Source organism: Streptomyces sp. NPDC059201 (assembly GCF_042754585.1).
Classification (GTDB): Bacteria; Actinomycetota; Actinomycetes; order Streptomycetales; family Streptomycetaceae; genus Streptomyces.
The window spans coordinates 156,827-171,747 of sequence record NZ_JBHZBB010000013.1; the positions used below are offsets into that span (position 1 = coordinate 156,827).

At 73.6% G+C, this 14,921-nt stretch carries 12 protein-coding genes; 6 read left to right on the plus strand and 6 right to left on the minus strand.

Going from position 1 to position 14,921, the window contains the following annotated elements:
• The first annotated feature begins 30 nt into the window (after nt 1-30).
• Together ACFXMG_RS33245 and ACFXMG_RS33250 are read left to right on the plus strand one after the other, a co-directional pair.
• Nucleotides 31-1,557 carry a long-chain fatty acid--CoA ligase gene (locus ACFXMG_RS33245; protein ID WP_383818404.1) on the plus strand — a complete coding sequence of 509 codons (1,527 nt, stop codon included), beginning with the start codon at nt 31-33 and terminating at the stop codon, nt 1,555-1,557.
• Between the two features lie 88 nt (nt 1,558-1,645).
• Nucleotides 1,646-4,066 (plus strand): ATP-binding cassette domain-containing protein, encoded by a 2,421-nt coding sequence (locus ACFXMG_RS33250; protein WP_383818405.1) that lies wholly within the window; start codon nt 1,646-1,648, stop codon nt 4,064-4,066.
• On the opposite strand, the gene ACFXMG_RS33255 is transcribed toward ACFXMG_RS33250, so the two are convergent.
• From ACFXMG_RS33255 to ACFXMG_RS33270, 4 genes are all read right to left on the minus strand, one after another.
• A complete protein-coding gene (locus ACFXMG_RS33255; protein ID WP_383818407.1) occupies nt 4,063-4,743 on the minus strand; it encodes a DUF5701 family protein in 681 nt (226 codons plus the stop codon). The genes ACFXMG_RS33250 and ACFXMG_RS33255 overlap by 4 nt on opposite strands.
• A gap of 80 nt (nt 4,744-4,823) precedes the next feature.
• A complete protein-coding gene (locus tag ACFXMG_RS33260) occupies nt 4,824-5,567 on the minus strand; it encodes a succinate dehydrogenase/fumarate reductase iron-sulfur subunit (protein WP_383818408.1) in 744 nt (247 codons plus the stop codon).
• Nucleotides 5,564-7,504 carry a fumarate reductase/succinate dehydrogenase flavoprotein subunit gene (locus ACFXMG_RS33265; RefSeq protein WP_383818409.1) on the minus strand — a complete coding sequence of 647 codons (1,941 nt, stop codon included), beginning with the start codon at nt 7,502-7,504 and terminating at the stop codon, nt 5,564-5,566. The genes ACFXMG_RS33260 and ACFXMG_RS33265 overlap by 4 nt, the downstream gene beginning before the upstream one ends.
• A gap of 2 nt (nt 7,505-7,506) precedes the next feature.
• Nucleotides 7,507-8,133 carry a succinate dehydrogenase gene (locus ACFXMG_RS33270; RefSeq protein ID WP_383818483.1) on the minus strand — a complete coding sequence of 209 codons (627 nt, stop codon included), beginning with the start codon at nt 8,131-8,133 and terminating at the stop codon, nt 7,507-7,509.
• Nucleotides 8,134-8,332: 199 nt separating this feature from the next.
• On the opposite strand from ACFXMG_RS33270, the gene ACFXMG_RS33275 reads away from it, so the two are divergent.
• The gene (locus ACFXMG_RS33275; protein ID WP_383818411.1) at nt 8,333-9,238 is read left to right on the plus strand and encodes a LysR family transcriptional regulator; all 906 of its coding nucleotides are present in this window, start codon (nt 8,333-8,335) and stop codon (nt 9,236-9,238) included.
• Between the two features lie 39 nt (nt 9,239-9,277).
• Here the strand turns inward: ACFXMG_RS33275 and ACFXMG_RS33280 are convergent, their stop codons facing one another.
• Both ACFXMG_RS33280 and ACFXMG_RS33285 read right to left on the minus strand, forming a co-directional pair.
• Nucleotides 9,278-9,946: a response regulator gene (locus ACFXMG_RS33280; protein ID WP_383818412.1), complete on the minus strand. Its 669-nt coding sequence runs from the start codon at nt 9,944-9,946 to the stop codon at nt 9,278-9,280.
• Nucleotides 9,943-10,986: a HAMP domain-containing sensor histidine kinase gene (locus ACFXMG_RS33285; RefSeq protein WP_383818414.1), complete on the minus strand. Its 1,044-nt coding sequence runs from the start codon at nt 10,984-10,986 to the stop codon at nt 9,943-9,945. Before ACFXMG_RS33285 ends, ACFXMG_RS33280 begins: the two co-directional genes overlap by 4 nt.
• Nucleotides 10,987-11,244: 258 nt before the next feature.
• Between ACFXMG_RS33285 and ACFXMG_RS33290 the strand changes: the two genes are divergently transcribed.
• Genes ACFXMG_RS33290 through ACFXMG_RS33300 form a run of 3 tightly spaced genes read left to right on the plus strand, consistent with a single transcriptional unit; the run spans nt 11,245 to nt 14,838 of the window.
• Nucleotides 11,245-11,715, plus strand: coding sequence for a cation:proton antiporter regulatory subunit (locus ACFXMG_RS33290; protein WP_383818484.1), 471 nt, complete (start codon nt 11,245-11,247; stop codon nt 11,713-11,715).
• 3 nt (nt 11,716-11,718) lie between these two features.
• Complete coding sequence (locus ACFXMG_RS33295; RefSeq protein WP_383818416.1) at nt 11,719-12,957, plus strand: cation:proton antiporter; 1,239 nt, start codon at nt 11,719-11,721, stop codon at nt 12,955-12,957.
• 51 nt (nt 12,958-13,008) lie between these two features.
• Nucleotides 13,009-14,838: an NAD-binding protein gene (locus ACFXMG_RS33300; protein ID WP_383818486.1), complete on the plus strand. Its 1,830-nt coding sequence runs from the start codon at nt 13,009-13,011 to the stop codon at nt 14,836-14,838.
• The last annotated feature ends 83 nt before the right edge of the window (nt 14,839-14,921 follow it).

Genomic DNA, 14,921 nt, shown 5'->3' on the forward strand with positions numbered 1-14,921 from the left:
CCCGTGCCCCTCCACCACCGGGAGATACCCATGACCGCTGCCGTCCCCGCCTCCGCCCAGGGCAACCTGGCCGCGATCCTGCCCGCCACCGCGGCGCTGTTCCCGGACCGGCCGGCCGTCCGGCTCGACGACGAGGAGCTGAGCTTCGCCGCGCTCGACGGGCTGAGCGCGCGCGCCGCCGCCTATCTGCGCTCGCTCGGCCTGGAGCCGGGCGACCGCGTCGCCCTCCTCCTGCCGAACGTCCCCGTGTTCGCCGTGCTGTATTACGGCATCCTGCGCGCGGGCGGCATCGTCGTCCCGATGAACCCGCTGCTCAAGGCCGGCGAGGTGGAGCACTGCCTGAAGGACGCCGGGGCGACCCTCCTGTTCACCTGGCACGAGGGCTCCCGGGAGGCGGCGGAGGGGGCGCGGCGCGCGGGCACCCGCCACCTCGGGGTGGACCCGGCGGCCTTCACCGAACTGCTGCGGGGCCACGAGCCGGGCGCCTTCACCACGGACCGGACGGCCGAGGACACGGCGGTGATCCTCTACACCTCCGGGACGACGGGACAGCCGAAGGGCGCCGAGCTCACCCACACCAATGTGCGCCGCAACATCGACGAGGCCGTCAAGGTGCTGGGGCTCGGCCCGGACGACGTCACCTTCGGCGGGCTGCCGCTGTTCCACTCCTTCGGCCAGGTCGTCGGCCTCAACTGCGCCGTGGCCGTCGGTGCCTGCCTCACCCTGCTGCCGCGCTTCGACCCGGCCCGCGCCCTGTCGGTGATCGAGCAGGACCGGGTGACGGTCTTCCTGGGCGTGCCGACCATGTACACGCTGATGCTGGGCCTGGAGGACCGGGCCGCGCACGACGTGTCGTCACTGCGGGTGTGCGTGAGCGGCGGCTCGCCCCTGCCCGTGGAGGTGCTGAACGGCTTCCAGGCGGACTTCGGGTGCGCCGTCCTGGAGGGCTACGGCCTCTCCGAGTCCTCGCCGCTGGCCTGCATCAACCGCAGCGACCGGCCGCGCGTGCCGGGCACCATCGGCTGTCCCATCGACGGGGTGGAGATGCGGGTGGTCGACAAGGAGGGCGCGGAGGTGCCGGACGGCGAGATCGGCGAGATCGTCATCCGGGGGCACAACGTGATGAAGGGCTACTGGCGGCGGCCCGAGGCCACCGCGGCGGCGGTCCGGGACGGCTGGCTGCACACCGGGGACCTCGGGACGCGGGACGCCGTGGGCGACTTCCGCATCGTGGACCGGAGCAAGGACGTCATCCTGCGGGGCGGGTTCAACGTCTACCCCCGGGAGGTGGAGGAGGTGCTGTACCAGCACCCCGCCGTCGCCGAGGCGGCCGTGATCGGCGTGCCGCACCCCACGCACGGCGAGGAGGTGGCCGCCGCCGTGGTCCTCCGGGCCGGCGCGGAGGCCACCCCGGACGAGCTGCGCGAGTTCGTCCGCGCCCAGGTCGCCGCCTTCAAGTACCCGCGCGTCGTCTGGACCGCCGACGCCCTGCCGAAGGGCGCGACCGGCAAGATCCTCAAGCGCGCGATAGAGGTCCCGGCGCACGTCCTGTCCTGACCGGGGGCCTTCGCCGCCCGTCCGCCGCCGCCCGTCCGGGGGTGCGCCCCGGACGGGCAGCGAAGGGGATATTGGATAAAATCTCCGAATGCAGGATCCAGTATCCAGTCATGACCCGCAGGTCTCCGGCCATGACCCGCACGTCTCCGGTCATGACCCGTACGTCCGTGTCCGCGGCGCCCGCGAACACAACCTCCGGGACGTGGACGTCGACATCCCCCGCGACACCCTCACCGTCTTCACCGGCGTCTCCGGCTCCGGGAAGTCCTCCCTCGCCTTCGGCACCGTCTACGCCGAGGCCCAGCGCCGCTACTTCGAGTCCGTCGCGCCCTACGCCCGCCGGCTCATCCACCAGGTCGGCGCGCCGAAGGTCCGCGAGATCACCGGACTGCCCCCGGCCGTCTCGCTCGAACAGCGCCGCGCCGCCCCGAGCGCCCGCTCCTCCGTCGGCACGGTCACCACGCTGTCGAACTCGCTGCGGATGCTCTACTCCCGCGCCGGCGACTACCCGGCCGGGGCGCCCCGCCTCGACTCCGACGCCTTCTCCCCCAACACGGCGGCCGGCGCCTGCCCCTCCTGCCACGGCCTGGGCCGGATCCACGAGACCAGCGAGGAGCTGCTCGTCCCCGACCCCGGCCTGTCCATCCGGGAGGGCGCCGTCGCGTCCTGGCCCGGCGCCTGGCAGGGCAAGAACCTCCGGGACGTCCTCGACGCCCTCGGCCACGACGTCGACCGGCCCTGGCGCGAGCTGGATCCGAAGGACCGGGAGTGGATCCTCTTCACCGACGAGCAGCCCGTCGTCACCGTGCACCCGGTCCGCGAGGCCGGCCGGATCCAGCGCCCCTACCAGGGCACGTACACCGGCGCGCGGCGGCTCGTCCTGCGCACCTACTCCGAGTCGAAGAGCACCGCGCTGCGGGCCCGGGCGGAACGCTTCCTCACCAGCGCCCCCTGCCCGGTGTGCGGCGGCAGCCGGCTGCGCCCCGAGGCGATGGCCGTCACGTTCGCCGGCCGGACCATCGCCGAGCTGGCGGCGCTGCCCCTGACGGCCCTGGCCGAGGTGCTGGCCCCGGCCGCCGCGCCCGGCGGCCCGGAGACCGCCCGGGTCCTCGCCGAGGACCTGCTGGCCCGGATCGCCACGGTCACCGAACTCGGCCTCGGCTACCTGGGCCTGGACCGCACGACCCCCACCCTGTCCAGCGGGGAGCTCCAGCGGCTGCGGCTCGCCACCCAGCTCCGCGCCGGACTCTTCGGCGTCGTGTACGTGCTCGACGAGCCGTCCGCCGGACTGCACCCGGCCGACACCGAGGCCCTCCTCGTGGTCCTCGACCGGCTGAAGGCGGCCGGCAACACGGTCTTCGTCGTCGAGCACCACCTCGACGTCGTCCGGCACGCCGACTGGCTCGTCGACGTCGGCCCGCACGCCGGGGAGCACGGCGGCCGCGTCCTGCACAGCGGACCGCCCGAACTCCTCGCCCAGGTGGCGGAGTCGGCCACCCGCCGCTTCCTCTTCGACCGCGCCCCCGTGCCCGTACGGCCCGAGTTCGCCCCGGAGCGGTGGCTGCGCACCGGGCCCGTCACCCGGCACAACCTCCACGGCGTGGACGCCGCCTTCCCGAGGGGCGCCCTCACCGCCGTCACCGGCGTCTCGGGCTCGGGCAAGTCAACCCTCGTCGGCGCGCTCACCAGAGAAGGGGAAGGCGACGGCGAGGGAAGGACGGTGACGGTGGATCAGAAGCCGATCGGCCGCACCCCGCGCTCCAACCTGGCCACGTACACCGGCCTGTTCGACGTCGTGCGCAAGCTCTTCGCGGAGACCGAGGAGGCCCGGGCCCGCGGCTACAAGGTCGGACGCTTCTCGTTCAACGTGCCCGGGGGCCGCTGCGAGACCTGCCAGGGCGAGGGGTTCGTCTCGGTGGAGCTGCTGTTCCTGCCGAGCACGTACGCGCCCTGCCCGGACTGCCACGGCGCCCGGTACAACCCCGAGACCCTCCAGGTGCGGCTGCGCGGCCTGACGATCTCCGAAGTCCTCGATCTGACCGTGGAGTCGGCGGCAGATTTCTTCGCGGACGTCCCCGCCGCGGCCCGCAGCCTGACCACCCTCCTCGACGTCGGCCTCGGCTATCTGCGGCTCGGCCAGCCCGCCACCGAACTGTCCGGCGGCGAGGCCCAGCGCATCAAGCTCGCCTCCGAACTCCAGCGCCCGCGCCGCGCGCACACCCTGTACGTCCTCGACGAGCCGACCACCGGCCTGCACCCGGCCGATGTCGAGGTCCTGGTCCGCCAGTTGCGCGGCCTGGTGGACGGCGGGCACACGGTGGTCGTCGTCGAGCACGACATGGACGTGGCGGCCGGGGCGGACTGGGTGGTCGACCTCGGCCCCGGCGGCGGCGAGGCCGGCGGCCGGATCGTCGCCGAGGGCCCCCCGGCCCGGGTGGCGCGGGCGGCGGAGAGCCGCACCGCGCCGTATCTGGCCCGGGCCCTGGGGACCGTACGCGGCCCTGGCTAGCCGTTCCGGCCGGTGGTCGAGCCGAAGCCGAGCCAGGTGTGCCGGTTGTTCCACCAGCACCAGCCGACCTTGGGCGCGCCCTTGCGCTCCTTGCCGTCCCGCCCCGTGCCGTTGCTGATCCAGATCGCCGGGGTGCGGGCGTCGAAGCTGCCGTTGGGCTTGCGCAGGCGCGAACCGATCGTCATGAAGCACTGGTTGCGCTCCAGGACGTCGGGCCGCTGGAGCAGCCAGTGGATGCCCTCGGTGAGGACGAGCGGCGTCCGCCCGGCCCCGCCGAGCGCCGGCAGGGCCTCCTCGGGGCTCCAGTTGCTCATGTGGTCGCCCCGGTCCACGCCGTGGACCAGGTAGAAGGGCCCGTCGGGCAGCTCCACGCCCTGCGGGGTGAAGCTGTCCACGTCGGTCATGTCGACCACGATGAATCCGGGCTTGTCCGCGAGGCGGAGCAGCGGGCCGAGGACGGAGGCGGGCGCGGCGTCCGGGTGGACGGCGAGCAGCGCCCCGGCCGGGGCGTCGGCGGCGGCCTTCTCGGCGTAGGCGCGCAGCTCACCGGCGTCGATGCCGGTGAGGGCGGGCACGCCCAGCTCGATCAGCCGCTCGGCCTGGTCGGTGAGCGGGGGCAGCGGGAACGGGTCGCGGTCGGCGTCGGTGGGAACGGCGGTGGTCGGCGCGTCGGGCAAGGCTCTCCTCGGTCGGGTTGGCGTCGGCCCGGGGAGAACGCCCCGGGCCGGCGCTTTGTTCCCGGCGTACGGAGAATTTCTCACTTCACCTTGCGCCGGGCCCGCAGCCACTCCTTGTTCATGGCGGTGATCGACGGCAGCGGGATGCCCTTCGGGCAGGCGGTGGCGCACTCGCCGGTGAGGGTGCAGCCGCCGAAGCCCTCGGCGTCCATCTGGGCGACCATGTCGAGGACCCGGGTCTCGCGCTCGGGCGCGCCCTGGGGCAGCACGTTCAGGTGGTTGATCTTGGCGGAGGTGAAGAGCATCGCCGAGCCGTTGGGGCAGGCGGCGACGCAGGCGCCGCAGCCGATGCACTCGGCGTGCTCGAAGGCGGAGTCCGCCGCCGCCTTCGGCACGGCGGTCGCGTGGGCCTCGGGCGCGGCGCCGGTGGGGGCGGTGACGTAGCCGCCGGCCTGGATGATCCGGTCGAAGGCGGTGCGGTCGACGACGAGGTCCTTGACGACCGGGAAGGCGGAGGCGCGCCACGGCTCGACGTCGATGGTGTCGCCGTCGTGGAAGGAGCGCATGTGGAGCTGGCAGGTGGTGGTCCGCTCGGGGCCGTGGGCGTCGCCGTCGATGACGAGGCTGCACGCGCCGCAGATGCCCTCGCGGCAGTCGTGGTCGAAGGCGACGGGGTCCTCGCCGCGCAGGATGAGGTCCTCGTTGAGGGTGTCGAGCATCTCCAGGAAGGACATGTCCGGGGAGACGCCGTCCACCTCGTAGGTGACCATGGCGCCTTCGGCGACGGTGTTCTTCTGGCGCCAGACGCGCAGGTTGAGCTTCATGCGTAGCTCCGCTGGGTGGGGTGGACGTACTCGAAGGACAGCTCCTCCTTGTGGAGGACGGGGGCGTCCGGGGTGAACTCCCAGGCGGCCGCGTACGAGAACTCCTCGTCGTGGCGGGCGGCCTCGCCGTCCGGGGTCTGGGACTCCTCGCGGAAGTGGCCGCCGCAGGACTCCTCGCGGTTCAGGGCGTCGAGGCACATCAGCTCGGCGAGTTCGAGGTAGTCGACGATCCGGTTGGCCTTCTCCAGCGACTGGTTGAACTCCTCGCCGCTGCCGGGGACCTTGATGCGGCGCCAGAACTCCTCGCGGATCTCGGGGATGCGGCGGAGCGCGGTGCGCAGTCCCTCGGTGGTGCGGGCCATGCCGCAGAACTCCCACATGACCTCGCCGAGTTCGCGGTGGAAGGAGTCGGGGGTGCGGTCGCCGTCGACGGCGAGGAGGAGGTTCAGCCGGTCCTCGGTCTCGGCCAGCGCCTCGCGGACGGCCGGGTGGGCGTCGGTGACGGGTTCGGACTTCGGGTGGCGGGCGAGGTAGTCGTTGATGGTGGCGGGCAGGACGAAGTAGCCGTCGGCGAGGCCCTGCATGAGGGCGGAGGCGCCGAGCCGGTTGGCGCCGTGGTCGGAGAAGTTGGCCTCGCCGATGGCGAAGAGGCCGGGGACGGTGGTCTGGAGGTCGTAGTCGACCCAGAGTCCGCCCATCGTGTAGTGCACGGCGGGGTAGATCCGCATGGGGACCTCGTACGGGTTCTCCGCGGTGATCCGCGCGTACATGTCGAAGAGGTTGCCGTACTTGGCCTCGACGGCGGCGCGGCCCATCCGGGCGATGGCATCGGCGAAGTCCAGGTAGACGCCCTGGCCGCCGGGTCCGACGCCCCTGCCCTCGTCGCAGACGTTCTTCGCGGCGCGGGAGGCGATGTCTCGGGGGACGAGGTTGCCGAAGGAGGGGTAGATCCGCTCCAGGTAGTAGTCGCGCTCGTCCTCGGGGATCTCCGCGGCGGGGCGGGTGTCGCCCTTGGCCTTGGGGACCCAGATGCGTCCGTCGTTGCGGAGCGACTCGCTCATCAGGGTCAGCTTGGACTGGTGGTCGCCGGTGCGCGGGATGCAGGTGGGGTGGATCTGGGTGAAGCAGGGGTTGGCGAAGTACGCGCCGCGCCGGTGGGCCCGCCAGACGGCGGTGGCGTTGGAGTTCATCGCGTTGGTGGAGAGGTAGAAGACGTTGCCGTAGCCGCCGCTGGCGAGGACGACGGCGTCCGCGTAGTGGGTGGAGATCTCGCCGGTGATCAGGTCGCGGGCGACGATCCCCCGGGCGCGCCCGTCGACGACGATCAGGTCGAGCATCTCCGTACGGGCGTGCAACTCGACGTTCCCGGCGGCGATCTGCCGGGACAGCGCCTGGTAGGCGCCGAGGAGGAGCTGCTGGCCGGTCTGGCCGCGGGCGTAGAAAGTGCGGGAGACCTGGACGCCGCCGAAGGAGCGGGTGTCGAGGAGTCCGCCGTACTCGCGGGCGAAGGGGACGCCCTGGGCGACGCACTGGTCGATGATCTCGACGGAGATCTGCGCGAGCCGGTGGACGTTGGACTCGCGGGCGCGGAAGTCGCCGCCCTTGACGGTGTCGTAGAAGAGGCGGTGGATGGAGTCGCCGTCGTTGCGGTAGTTCTTGGCGGCGTTGATGCCGCCCTGGGCGGCGATCGAGTGGGCGCGGCGCGGCGAGTCCTGGAAGCAGAACTGGACGACGTGGTAGCCCTGTTCGGCGAGGGTGGCGCCCGCGGAGCCGCCGGCGAGGCCGGTGCCGACCACGATGATCCGGTGCTTGCGCCGGTTGGCGGGGTTGACCAGCTTCGCCTCGAAGCGGCGGGTGTCCCACCGCTCGGCGATCGGGCCGGCCGGGGCCTTGGTGTCGGCGATCGGCTCGCCGGTGCGGAAGTCGAGGTAGCTCATGGTCAGTTCACCACTCCGGTCATGACGCCGACGGGGACGGCGATGAAGCCCGCGGTCAGGGCGAGCGCGAGGGCGTTCGCGGCGAGGCGCAGGGCGCGTTCGCGCCGGGCGCTGCCGACGCCGAGGGTCTGGGCGGCGCTCCAGAAGCCGTGCCGGACGTGGAGTCCGACGGCGAGCATGGCGACGATGTAGATGACGTTGCCGTACCAGGTCGAGAAGGTGTCGATGACGTTCTGGTAGGGCTTGCCCTCCTCGAAGCCGCCGGGGTGGACGGTCCCGGTGGTGAGGTCGAGGACGTGCCACACGATGAAGAGGCCGAGGATGATCCCGCCCCAGCGCATGGTGCGGGTGGCGTAGGAGGAACCCTTGCGCTTGTGGGCGTAGGGGGTGGGGCGGGCCTTGATGTCGCGCCGGCTGAGCTGGTACGCGGAGACGGCGTGCGCGCCGACGGCGGCGAGGAGCACGATCCGGGCCAGCCACAGCCCCCACTCGTGGTGCAGGATCGGGGCGCCCATGACGCGCAGCCAGTGGGCGTAGCCGTTGAACTCCTCCGGGCCGAAGAAGACCTTGAGGTTGCCGGCCACGTGCGCGACGAGGTACGCGAGCATGATCAGGCCGCTCACGGCCATCACGGTCTTCTTGCCGATGGTCGACGACCAGAAGCCGCGGGACGGGGTGCGGGACGGCGGGCGGGCGGGCGCCGCCGTGTCCTTGCTGGGTGCCAGAGCCATGCACACGACGCTAGGGCCGAAGGACCCGAGAGGTCCAAGACATGGTCCAGCTGATCTCCATAGGCTATAGCTATGCCTTTGCCTTAGGCTGGGATCCATGCAGTTCCAGCAGCTCCTCTACTTCGTGGCCGTCGCCGAGACCCGCCACTTCACCCGGGCCGCCGAACGCGTCCACGTCTCGCAGCCCTCGCTCTCCCAGCAGATCAAGGCGCTGGAGCAGGAGCTGGGCGCGGAACTGTTCAGCCGGGCCCGGGGCAACATCGCGCTCACCGACGCCGGCGAGTCCCTCCTCCCGCTGGCCCGCCGCATCCTCGCCGACACCGAGACCGCCCGCCGCGAGGTCCAGGAGCTGGCCCAGCTCAAGCGCGGCCGGGTGCGGCTCGGCGCGACCCCCAGCCTCTGCACCGGCCTCCTCCCCGACGTGCTGCGCACCTTCCACGACCTGCACCCCGGGATCGAGCTGCTCATCGAGGAGGGCGGCTCGCACGACCTGGTGCGGGAGCTGGCCCGCGGCTCCCTGGACCTGGCGCTCGTGGTGCTGCCGCTGCCCACCCCCTCCCCGGCGCTGACCACGGTGGAGCTGCTGCGCGAGGACCTGGTCGTCGTCTCGGCCGCCTCCGCCCCGCCGCCGCGCCGCCCGGTGCGGATCACCGATCTGCGCGAGCAGCCGCTGGTGATGTTCCGGCACGGCTACGACCTGCGGGAACTGACCGTGGGCGCCTGCCGCGCGGCCGGCTTCGAGCCCACGTTCACGGTGGAGGGCGGCGAGCTGGACGCGGTCCTCGGATTCGTACGGGCCGGGCTCGGACTCGCCGTCGTCCCCGCCATGGTCGCCTCCCGCGCCGGCCGCGACCTGCGCGTCACCGCCCTCGCCCGCCCCGGCCTGCGCCGCACGATCGCCCTGGCCCACCGCAGCGACGTCGCGCCGCCGAGGGCCGCGCGCGAGCTCCAGAAGCTGCTGATGGCGTCACGGCGCGGGAAGACCGGGCCGGACCTGGCCTGACCGGGACCTGGCCTGACCGGAACCTGGCCTACCGGCGGCTCAGGGCTCGATGAGCCCCACCCGGATCGCGTACCGGGTCAGCTCCAGCCGGTCGCGCAGCCCGAGCTTCTGGAGGATGTTGGCGCGGTGCCGCTCCACCGTCTTCGGGCTGATGAAGAGCAGGTCGCCGATCTCCTTGGAGGTGTGCCCCTCCGCGACCAGCTTCAGTATCTCCTCCTCCCGCTCGGTGACCGGCCGCTCCGGCAGCCCCGCGCCCGACCGCGCCCGGTCCAGGTAGCTGCGGATCAGGGCGGTCTCCGCGCCCGGGTAGATGAACGGTTCGTCGCGCAGCGCCGAGCGGCACGCCTCCACCAGGTCCCGGTCGGCGACGGACTTCGGCACGTACCCGTTGGCGCCGGCCCGCAGCGCCTCGAAGAAGTACTCCTCGTTGTCGTACATGGTCAGCATCAGGATCCGCAGCCCGGGCCGGAGCCGGGCGAGCTCGCGCGCCGCCTGGAGCCCGGTCATCCGGGGCATCGCGATGTCCAGGACGGCCAGGTCGAGCGCCTCGTCGCCCCGGGCCGCGGCGACGGCCCCGGCCCCGTCCCCCGCCTCCGCGACGACCTCCAGGTCCGGCTCGGCGTCGAGGATCAGCCGCACCCCGCGCCGTACCAGCGCGTGGTCGTCGACGAGGAGGATCCGGGCGGGCGGGCGTACGGGGGAGGTCATCGCTCGTGTCCAGAAGTCGGTGCGGGCGGGGTTGCGGGCGGGGTGAGGAAGGACGGGGTCGCGGTCCGCCGGGCCGGCAGGTCGAGGCGTACCACCGTGCCACCGCCGCCGACCCCGGCCCCGGCCCCGACCCCGGCCCCGCCCTCCCCAGGACCGACGTTCAGCTCGGCGCCGACCAGCAGGGCGCGCTCGCGCATGCCGCCGATGCCCGCGCCCTCGGCGGCGCCGCCCGTGCCCCGCCCGTCGTCGCGGACGAGGAGGCGGGTGCGGCCGTCCGGCGCCGGGCCGAGACGCAGCTCGACGTGGCCCGCGCCCGCGTGCCGGGCCGCGTTGGTGAGGCTCTCCTGGGCGACCCGGTAGACGACGAGTTCCGTCGCGGGGTCGAGCGGCTCCGCGCCCGGGGCGAGGTGCGTGGTCACCCGGAGGCCCGGGGTGGAGAGCTCCCCGGCGAGGGAGCGGAGCGCGCTGTGCAGGCCCAGCTCCTCCAGGACCCCGGGGCGCAGGCGGCGGGCGATCCGGCGGATCTCCTCCAGACCGGCCCGGGTGGTCTCCTGCGCCTGCCGCAGGTCCTCCCTGAGCTCCACGGGGGCGTGGTCGGCGGTGTGCTTGAGCTGGAGGAGGACGGCGGTGAGGGTCTGGCCGACCTCGTCGTGGAGCTCGCGGGCGATCCGCTGCCGCTCGGCCTCCTGCGCGGTGAGGACGCGGCCGCTGCTGGTGGCCCGCTCGGCCTCCAGCCGGTCCAGCATGGCGTTGAAGGCGGCGGTCAGGTCGGCGATCTCGCCGCGGCCGGTGACCTCGGCCCTGGTCCCCGGCTTGAGGAGGTCGGCCGTCGCCATGGCGCGCCCGAGCCGCCCGAGCGGGGCGAGGCCGACGCGCAGCAGCACGGCGTTGAGGACGAGCATCAGGACGAGCCCGCAGACGACGACGATCGCCTCGCCGAGGAGGACCGGGGTGGAGACCGTGACGGGTCCCAGGAGGAGTCCGGCGGCGAGGACCAGGACGGCGGCGTTGAGGAGGAAGATCCGTCCGTACAGTGACACCGTCCCGCTCTCCCTGCCTCCGCCCACCGGCGGTCACACCCACCTGACCTGCGCGGAAGCCTATTCGCCGTCCCATCCTCCGGGCCGGCCGGGGTCCTGTCCATCCGTGCCGGCACCCATGTGCGAAGGCCCCCGGAGATGGCACCATGTTCCGGCCGCGGCCCCGGACCGTCCGCCCGTGCGGAGGGGCACCGGCCTCCTCGCCGCGCGCTCACGCACTTGACGACACGAGGAGTCCGGGCCGTGCCCACTTCACGGATGAGCTCGACGCCGTTGCCAGGCATCGGCGTCCAGTACGACCTCACCACCCGGGAACACCGGCACCTGTCGGTGATCGCCCACCGCGACGGCACCCGCACGGTGAACGTCTACCGCTCCGACGACCCCGACGCCTGCCTTCAGTCCCTGCACCTCACCGCCGGCGAGTCCACCGCCTTCATCGACGCCCTGATGCCGGCCCACCACAGCCCCAACCTCCTCCACACCACCGAACTCGGCCTGGTCGCCGAACGCATCGAACTCTCCTCCGCCTCCCACTGGAACGGCCGCACCCTCGGCGAGACCCGCATGCGCACCGAGACCGGCGTCTCCATCGTCGCCGTCCTCCGCCGCGCCGACGCCGTCCCCTCCCCCGGCCCCACCTTCCGCCTGGCCGGCGGAGACACCCTCATCGTCATCGGCACCCACGAAGGCGTCGACGCCGCCGCCACTATCCTCGGAAGGGAGTGATCGGTGCATTCGTCCGCCGTATTTCTCATCGAGTTCGGAGCGATCATCCTCGGTCTCGGGCTGCTCGGCCGGATGGCCGGGCGGTTGAAGTTCTCGCCCATACCGCTGTACCTCCTGGCCGGTCTCGCGTTCGGGGAAGGGGGGCTGTTGCCGCTGGGGGCGAGTGAGGAGTTCGTCGCCATCGGGGCCGAGATCGGGGTCATCCTGCTGCTCCTGATGCTCGGTCTGGAGTACACGGCGACCGATCTGGTCACCAATCTGAAGACGCAGTACCCGGCGGGGCTCGTCGACGGGGCGCTGAACGCGCTGCCCGGGGCGGCGATGGCGTTGCTGCTCGGGTGGGGGCCGGTGGCGGCGGTGGTGCTGGCGGGGGTCACGTGGATCTCGTCGTCCGGGGTCATCGCCAAGGTGCTCGGGGACCTGGGGCGGCTCGGCAACCGGGAGACGCCGGTGGTGCTGAGCATCCTGGTATTGGAAGACCTCGCGATGGCGGTGTACCTGCCGATCGTCACCGCGCTCCTCGCCGGGGCCGGGCTCGCGGCCGGCAGTGCCACGCTCGCCATCGCGCTCGGGGTCGCCGGGCTCGTGCTGTTCGTCGCCGTGCGGTACGGGCGGGTGATCTCGCGCTTCGTGTCCAGCGACGACCCGGAGAAGCTGCTCCTGGTGGTGCTCGGGCTCACACTGCTCGTCGCGGGCATCGCGCAGCAGCTCCAGGTCTCCGCCGCCGTCGGCGCGTTCCTCGTCGGCATCGCGCTGTCCGGCGAGGTCGCGGAGGGCGCGCACCACCTGCTGAGCCCGCTGCGGGACCTGTTCGCCGCCGTGTTCTTCGTCTTCTTCGGACTGCACACCGACCCGGCGAGCATCCCGCCGGTGCTGCTGCCCGCGCTCGCGCTCGCCGTCGTCACGGCCGGCACGAAGATCGCCACCGGGTACTGGGCGGCGCGCCGCAACGGCATCTCCGCGAAGGGCTCCTGGCGGGCCGGCGGTACGCTGGTGGCGCGCGGCGAGTTCTCCATCGTCATCGCGGGCCTCGCCGTCTCGGCGGGCATCGAGCCCTCACTGGGCCCGCTGGCCACCGCGTACGTCCTCATCCTGGTCGTCGTCGGCCCGCTCACCGCCCGCTACACGGAGCCCGTCGCCACCTGGATCACCGCGCGGCGCCGCCGCCCCGAACCGGAGCCCGGCCCCGGGCCCGTCGAGGAACGCCTGCCGCTCGCCGAACCCGTCCGTCACGAACACTGAGCGGAGACCGCCATGGGGGAGGCACCGCGGAACACCGCGGCCGGACCGGCCATGCTCGTCCTCGGGGACGACGCGCTCGCGCACCGGCTCGCCACGGAACTGGCCGAGGTCTACCGCCGGGACGTCGTCCTCGTCACGCCGGGACCCGGCGGCCACGAGGACCGCGTCCGGTACGTGGAGGGCGCCGCGCCCGACGAACGGACCCTGCTCCAGGCCGGGTTACGCGACGCGGAGGCGCTCGCGCTGCTGTACGAGGACGACGAGGTCAACATGCGGGCCGCGTTCCTGGCCCGCCGGCTCGCCCCGGACGTCCGGCTGGTGCTGCGCATGTACAACCGCAACCTCGGCCACCGGATGGCCGACCTGCTGGACCGCGCGGGCGAACAACTCACCGGCGCCGGCACAGGCAACGGGACCGACACCGGGACCGGGACCGTGCCGCGTGACGCCGCCACGATCGTGCTCTCGGACGCGGACACCGCCGCCCCCGCGCTCGCGGCCACCGCCGTCGCCGGGACGCGGAAGGTCGTCCAGGCCGACGGGCTGCTGCTGCGGGCCGCCGAGCGGCTGCCGGAGGATCCGGACGCCCTCGCCGAGCCCGGCCTGGCGACACTCGCCCTGCTGTCGTCCACCAGCGCCGACCCGGCCGGCGCGGACGGGTCCGACCGCAGCGGCGGCCTCGCGCCCCGGCTGCTGCCGGACGACGCCGAGGTACGGGCGGCGGCCGGGCGCGGCACGGTGGTCCTGGAGGCAATCGGCCGCGAACCGGCCCTCCCCCGCCGCCGCGAGAGCCGCGGCGCCTCGCCGCGCGAACTCCTGTCGCCCCGCCTGCGCTGGGCGCTCGCGGGCGTCGTCGCGGGCGTCACCGCCCTCACCGCCGCCGCCATCCTCGCCACCGACGAACACCCCCTCCACGCCGCCTACTTGACCCTCCTCGACCTCTTCGCCATCGGCGACCCCGCCGTCGGCGAGGAGACGGCACGCCAGGTGCTCCAGCTCCTCGCCGGACTCCTGGGCCTCGCCCTGCTGCCCCTCCTCATCGCGGGCACCCTGGAGGCGCTGGGCGCGTACCGCAGCGCCGCCGCGCTCCGTCGCCCGCCGCGCGGCATCGACGACCACGTGGTGCTGCTCGGCCTCGGCCGGATCGGCACGCGCGTCCTCGTCCGCCTCCGCGACCTCGGCGTGCCGGTGGTGTGCGTGGAGGAGGACCCGGAGGCACGCGGCATCCCGCACGCCCGCCGCCTGCGCGTCCCCGTCGTCCTCGGCGACGTCACCCAGGAGGGCGTCCTGGAGGCGGCCAAGGTCCACCGCGCGCACGCCCTCCTCGCCCTGACCAGCTCCGACACCACCAACCTGGAGGCGGTACTCGCGGCCCGCACCCTCGCGCCTGACCTCCTGGTCGCCCTCCGCCTGTACGACGACGACTTCGCGACCACCGTCTACCGCACCCTCCGCGCCGCCCACCCGGACGCCCTCACCCGCAGCCGCAGCGTCTCCACCCTCTCGGCCCCGGCCTTCGCGGCGGCGATGATGGGCCGTCAGATCCTGGGCGCCATACCGGTGGAGCGCCGCGTCCTCCTCTTCGCCGCGATCGAGGTCGCGGGCCTGCGCCACCTGGAGGGCCGCACGGTCGCGGAGGCGTTCCGCCCCGGCGCCTGGCGCGTCCTGGCCCTCGACACCGGCACGGACACGGGCACGGACACGGGCGGCAACGAGGGGGACGAACCGCCCGCGCTCCTCTGGGACCTCCACCCCGGTTACGTGCTCCGCCCCGGCGACCGCGTGGTCGTGGCGGCGACCCGCTCGGGGCTCCCGGAGCTGCTCGCGGGACCGGAGGCGCCGGCCTCCGTACCGCCCCAGGGAACCGGCCACCCCGCCTGACCACCCGCAGCCCACCCCGCAGCGGCGCCCGGCGCCCGCCCGAAATCCGCGTGCGGACCCGTCGGGCGGGCTGCGAGCATCAG

Excerpts from the sequence above, each read along its gene's own strand:
- ACFXMG_RS33245 (WP_383818404.1), top strand. The coding sequence starts at position 31 with ATGACCGCTGCCGTCCCCGCCTCCGCCCAGGGCAACCTGGCCGCGATC.
- ACFXMG_RS33290 (WP_383818484.1), top strand. The coding sequence starts at position 11,245 with ATGAGCTCGACGCCGTTGCCAGGCATCGGCGTCCAGTACGACCTCACC.
- ACFXMG_RS33265 (WP_383818409.1), bottom strand. The coding sequence starts at position 7,504 with ATGAGCTACCTCGACTTCCGCACCGGCGAGCCGATCGCCGACACCAAG.
- ACFXMG_RS33275 (WP_383818411.1), top strand. The coding sequence starts at position 8,333 with ATGCAGTTCCAGCAGCTCCTCTACTTCGTGGCCGTCGCCGAGACCCGC.
- ACFXMG_RS33270 (WP_383818483.1), bottom strand. The coding sequence starts at position 8,133 with ATGGCCGTGAGCGGCCTGATCATGCTCGCGTACCTCGTCGCGCACGTG.
- ACFXMG_RS33250 (WP_383818405.1), top strand. The coding sequence starts at position 1,646 with ATGCAGGATCCAGTATCCAGTCATGACCCGCAGGTCTCCGGCCATGAC.
- ACFXMG_RS33300 (WP_383818486.1), top strand. The coding sequence starts at position 13,009 with ATGCTCGTCCTCGGGGACGACGCGCTCGCGCACCGGCTCGCCACGGAA.
- ACFXMG_RS33280 (WP_383818412.1), bottom strand. The coding sequence starts at position 9,946 with ATGACCTCCCCCGTACGCCCGCCCGCCCGGATCCTCCTCGTCGACGAC.
- ACFXMG_RS33260 (WP_383818408.1), bottom strand. The coding sequence starts at position 5,567 with ATGAAGCTCAACCTGCGCGTCTGGCGCCAGAAGAACACCGTCGCCGAA.